Origin of the sequence: Acinetobacter sp. AR2-3, assembly GCF_001878775.1 — a bacterium.
GTDB classification, from domain to species: domain Bacteria; phylum Pseudomonadota; class Gammaproteobacteria; order Pseudomonadales; family Moraxellaceae; genus Acinetobacter; species Acinetobacter lwoffii_D.
In genome coordinates this window covers 1-3,944 of record NZ_MJIQ01000100.1, presented here as the reverse complement: position 1 = coordinate 3,944, position 3,944 = coordinate 1, and the positions used below count along the sequence as shown (strand labels likewise).

The following is a 3,944-nucleotide window of genomic DNA, read 5'->3' as shown; positions in this document are numbered from 1 at the left end:
ATGCATCGTGAGTGTGACAGGGATAGGTTGATAGAGAAGCAGCGACCGCAGTGGTCTACACGCGTAAGATCGTCGGCAGCGTCAGATGTGTATAAGAGACAGCAAATCACTATTTGCAACAGTGCCAAATTTCAGGCAGCACACTCATACATTTAAGCGTCGGTTTAAGCTGGTAGTTTACTCGCCAAAACATCTACTTTTTCAATAGACGGTGGCTCTGAAAATAGCTCATCGGCCTGAGCCATCAAAGCAGCTGCAACCTTGCCAGATAGATGTGCTTGGCGACCCGCCTCATCAGGAAATGCATCAAATATACCAAATGTTGTAGGTCCAAGACGTAGGCCAAACCACGCAACTGTCGCAGGTTCTTCCATTACAATATGTAAACCGGCTTTAAGGAAAGCTTCCACTTCGTCTTCTTTACCCGGTTTAGCTTCAAGGCGGACATATAAAGCTGTTTTAAGCATGACTAAAACTCCACAATTGACTAGAATTAAAACTGATTCTGACATTGCTAATGTATGCATGTCAGAAAGTTTTGTTGTATAAAAGTTAAAAAAAAATCCCATAGCTGAGCCAAAATCTGTTTTTTTATTCCGACATAATGCTATGAATTTATTCAAGTTAATATCATTAACATTTGAATCAAAAAATTAAGATATGAGATGGTTAAATTCAATCTTAGTTATATAAGGATCAATTGACTCTACCTTAGATTTATAAGCTGACCTCTTCATCTGAAAATTATATTGCTCAAGAAGCATTCAAGAACAACATGTACATCCTCATATCTATCAAAGTTATTTAGCTAGGAGTTTGCTGTGAAACTCTATATGTTTCTCTATAAAGCTCGCAATGAAGTAATAGCTATGGTCATACCCTTCTCTTAGGTTAAGTGTAAGAGGATATTCTTGTTCCAAACACATATCACTAAGAAGCTTAGGCCTTAACTGTTCTTCAAGAAAATCATCAGCTGTTCCCTGATCGACTAAAATAGGTATATGAACTTCAGCGTTTTTGATTAATTCAATCGCATCATAGCTTTTCCATAAAGTTTCGGTTTCACCTAGGTAATGTGTGAAAGCCTTTTTCCCCCAAGGTACTTGGCTAGGTGCAACAATCGGTGCAAAAGCAGAAATACTTTTATACAGCTCAGGATTTTTTAACCCAATTACTAATGCACCATGACCACCCATGCTATGACCCATAATACTTTGGACTTGATTGGTCGGAAAATTTAGGTCAATCAGATTTCTGAGCTCTTCCACAATATAATCATACATTTTGAAATGCTGTGACCAAGGTGCTTGTGTTGCATTCACATAGAATCCTGCACCTTGGCCTAAATCATAATCTGCATGATCTGGTACATCTTCTCCACGTGGGCTGGTATCTGGTGCAACAATAATGACTTTATGTTCAGCCGCATACTTTTGTGCTCCGGCTTTAGTAATAAAGTTCTGTTCGTTGCAAGTCAGTCCTGATAACCAATATAAAACTGGCAACCGCTCATCTTTGTCATGAGGTGGCAGATATATTGAGAATTTCATTGAACAGTTTAATGCTATTGACTGATGGCGATACACTTCTTGCGATCCACCAAAAGAAGCATGTTTCTCAATTATTTCCATAATCAATTACCTATGTTGAGCAAGACTTCATGAGAAATCGAGTAAACAAAGAGTCCGACATTCTCCACAGAGAATAGTGATAAAGATTTAAAATGTAGGCAGGTTGATTGAACCTATACACGATGCCTACACAGATAGATCTGTTTTACAGATGATGTGCCGTTTTGGAGAATTCCATGCATGTCATTCATGATGCACATGCATGGAAAAGTATAAGGTCTGACGGAATTATTCGTAATGAATTACAGTACGAATTGACTTACCTTCATGCATTAGATCAAAGGCTTCATTGATCTGATCCAAGCCCATCGTATGTGTCACAAATGGTTCTAATTGAATTTTACCGTTCATGGCATCTTCAACCATTCCTGGAAGTTGCGTACGACCTTTTACGCCACCAAAGGCAGAACCTAGCCATTTACGACCAGTAACAAGCTGGAATGGACGGGTAGAGATTTCCTGACCTGCGCCAGCTACACCAATAATTACGGATTGTCCCCAGCCACGGTGTGCACTTTCAAGGGCTGCACGCATTACATTCACGTTACCAATACATTCAAATGAATGATCTACACCCCAGCCAGTCATTTCGACAATGACTTGCTGGATTGGTTTGTCGTAGTCTTTAGGGTTCAAGAAGTCCGTTGCACCAAACTCTTTTGCCAGCGCAAATTTATCTGGATTCATGTCAACTACAATAATACGCCCTGCTTTAGCTTGACGTGCGGCTTGTACGACTGCCAGACCAATACCACCTAAACCAAAGACCGCAACACTATCACCTTCTTGTACTTTAGCCGTGTTGTGTACTGCACCGATACCCGTTGTGACACCACAACCCAGTAAGCAGACATGTTCGTGATTGGCTTCAGGATTGATTTTAGCCAATGATACTTCTGCCACTACAGTGTATTCACTGAACGTTGAGCAGCCCATATAGTGATAAATCGGTTGACCATTGTAGGAAAAACGAGTGGTACCATCTGGCATTACACCTCTACCTTGAGTTTCGCGAACGGAAATACACAAGTTCGATTTTCCAGATTTACAGAATACGCACTCGCCACATTCAGCAGTGTAAAGTGGAATTACGTGATCACCTGGTTTGACGCTAGTCACGCCTTCACCAACCTCAACTACAACACCAGCACCTTCATGCCCGAGAATAGCAGGAAAAACACCTTCAGGATCATCGCCAGATAAAGTAAATGCGTCTGTATGACACACACCGGTATGGGAGATCTTGATTAATACTTCACCTTTCTTCGGTGGTGCAACATCAACTTCAACAATTTGAAGAGGTTGACCAGGACCAAACGCAACAGCAGCACGTGACTTCATGGAATAATTCCTTATACAGATCTATTTTAAATATGATTTTAGAATCTTGGCGATTTCAGCCAATTCTTCTTTTCGTTGTTGTTCTGTAGTTTCACCTGATACTAAAGTGTCCTTTAAATGAACCTCCAACATTTCATTCATTAAACCATTAATAGCACCACGCACAGAGCATATTTGTTGCAGAATTGCACCACATTCCACATTGTCTTCTAACGCTTTTTCAATCGCTTGCGTCTGACCTTTGATCTTTCTGACGCGTAGAAGAATCTTTTTTTTGTCTTCAACCTGATTAGGCATCAGACCTCCTTACTTGCTAGCATTAATACTATAGTACCCCATAGTATAAAAAAAGCAATATTTTTTATAAATCGAAAATCAAAAAGACCTTTAGCGAAAATTTTCTATCCCTGTTTTTAGTTTTTTTTTAAATTAACATCGTAGAGCTGATGCTAAAGTCACAAAGAATGGGACTTTCAGCTCCCATTTTTTTATTTTGGCTCATGTTCTTTGTGATGCTGTGACCTTTTAGAATTATGTTTCAAATTTTAGCCACTTTGTAGATATTTTGAACGTTTCAAGCCTTGAAAATACTACCGACAGTTTAGATTAAACTGCCTTTACAGACTGTACTAGAATATTTTTAGTGAGCGGATGATATTTATTATTCATTATTTAGGAATTATTAAATCCTATAAATATCATTTATTGGATTAATTTATTTTGGTACTGTGCATATCATCCCCCAGTTAAGAATAAGGAATAACTATGAATAAGATGATGAATGCTCTTATCCTAGAAAATTTTGGTGATCATGAATTTAAACGGCACTGTTGCAAATAGTGACTGTCTCTTATACACATCTCCGAGCCCACGAGACAAAAAAAAAACAAAACAAACCCCCATCCACCCCCCCACCCCACCTCCACTTATTCAAATTCCTTCTCTCTCGTACTCCTATGCAACACCAACATC

4 protein-coding genes are annotated in these 3,944 nt (G+C 39.2%); all 4 read right to left on the bottom strand.

Features of this window, described 5'->3' with window-relative positions:
• Nucleotides 1-164: 164 nt before the first annotated feature.
• The 4 genes from BFN00_RS15390 to BFN00_RS15375 all read right to left on the bottom strand — a co-directional run bounded on the left by BFN00_RS15390 (nucleotide 165) and on the right by BFN00_RS15375 (nucleotide 3,269).
• Nucleotides 165-467, bottom strand: coding sequence for a putative quinol monooxygenase (locus tag BFN00_RS15390; RefSeq protein ID WP_004897265.1), 303 nt, complete (start codon nucleotides 465-467; stop codon nucleotides 165-167).
• A gap of 333 nt (nucleotides 468-800) precedes the next feature.
• Nucleotides 801-1,631 carry an S-formylglutathione hydrolase gene (gene fghA, locus BFN00_RS15385; protein ID WP_004897267.1) on the bottom strand — a complete coding sequence of 277 codons (831 nt, stop codon included), beginning with the start codon at nucleotides 1,629-1,631 and terminating at the stop codon, nucleotides 801-803.
• A gap of 228 nt (nucleotides 1,632-1,859) precedes the next feature.
• Nucleotides 1,860-2,972: an S-(hydroxymethyl)glutathione dehydrogenase/class III alcohol dehydrogenase gene (locus tag BFN00_RS15380; protein ID WP_004897268.1), complete on the bottom strand. Its 1,113-nt coding sequence runs from the start codon at nucleotides 2,970-2,972 to the stop codon at nucleotides 1,860-1,862.
• A gap of 21 nt (nucleotides 2,973-2,993) precedes the next feature.
• Nucleotides 2,994-3,269: a metal/formaldehyde-sensitive transcriptional repressor gene (locus tag BFN00_RS15375; RefSeq protein WP_001133624.1), complete on the bottom strand. Its 276-nt coding sequence runs from the start codon at nucleotides 3,267-3,269 to the stop codon at nucleotides 2,994-2,996.
• Between the last annotated feature and the right edge of the window lie 675 nt (nucleotides 3,270-3,944).

Bases quoted from the DNA above. Each gene is read 5' to 3' on its own strand.
- BFN00_RS15390 (WP_004897265.1), bottom strand. From the start codon at position 467: ATGCTTAAAACAGCTTTATATGTCCGCCTTGAAGCTAAACCGGGTAAA.
- fghA (WP_004897267.1), bottom strand. From the start codon at position 1,631: ATGGAAATAATTGAGAAACATGCTTCTTTTGGTGGATCGCAAGAAGTG.
- BFN00_RS15380 (WP_004897268.1), bottom strand. From the start codon at position 2,972: ATGAAGTCACGTGCTGCTGTTGCGTTTGGTCCTGGTCAACCTCTTCAA.
- BFN00_RS15375 (WP_001133624.1), bottom strand. From the start codon at position 3,269: ATGCCTAATCAGGTTGAAGACAAAAAAAAGATTCTTCTACGCGTCAGA.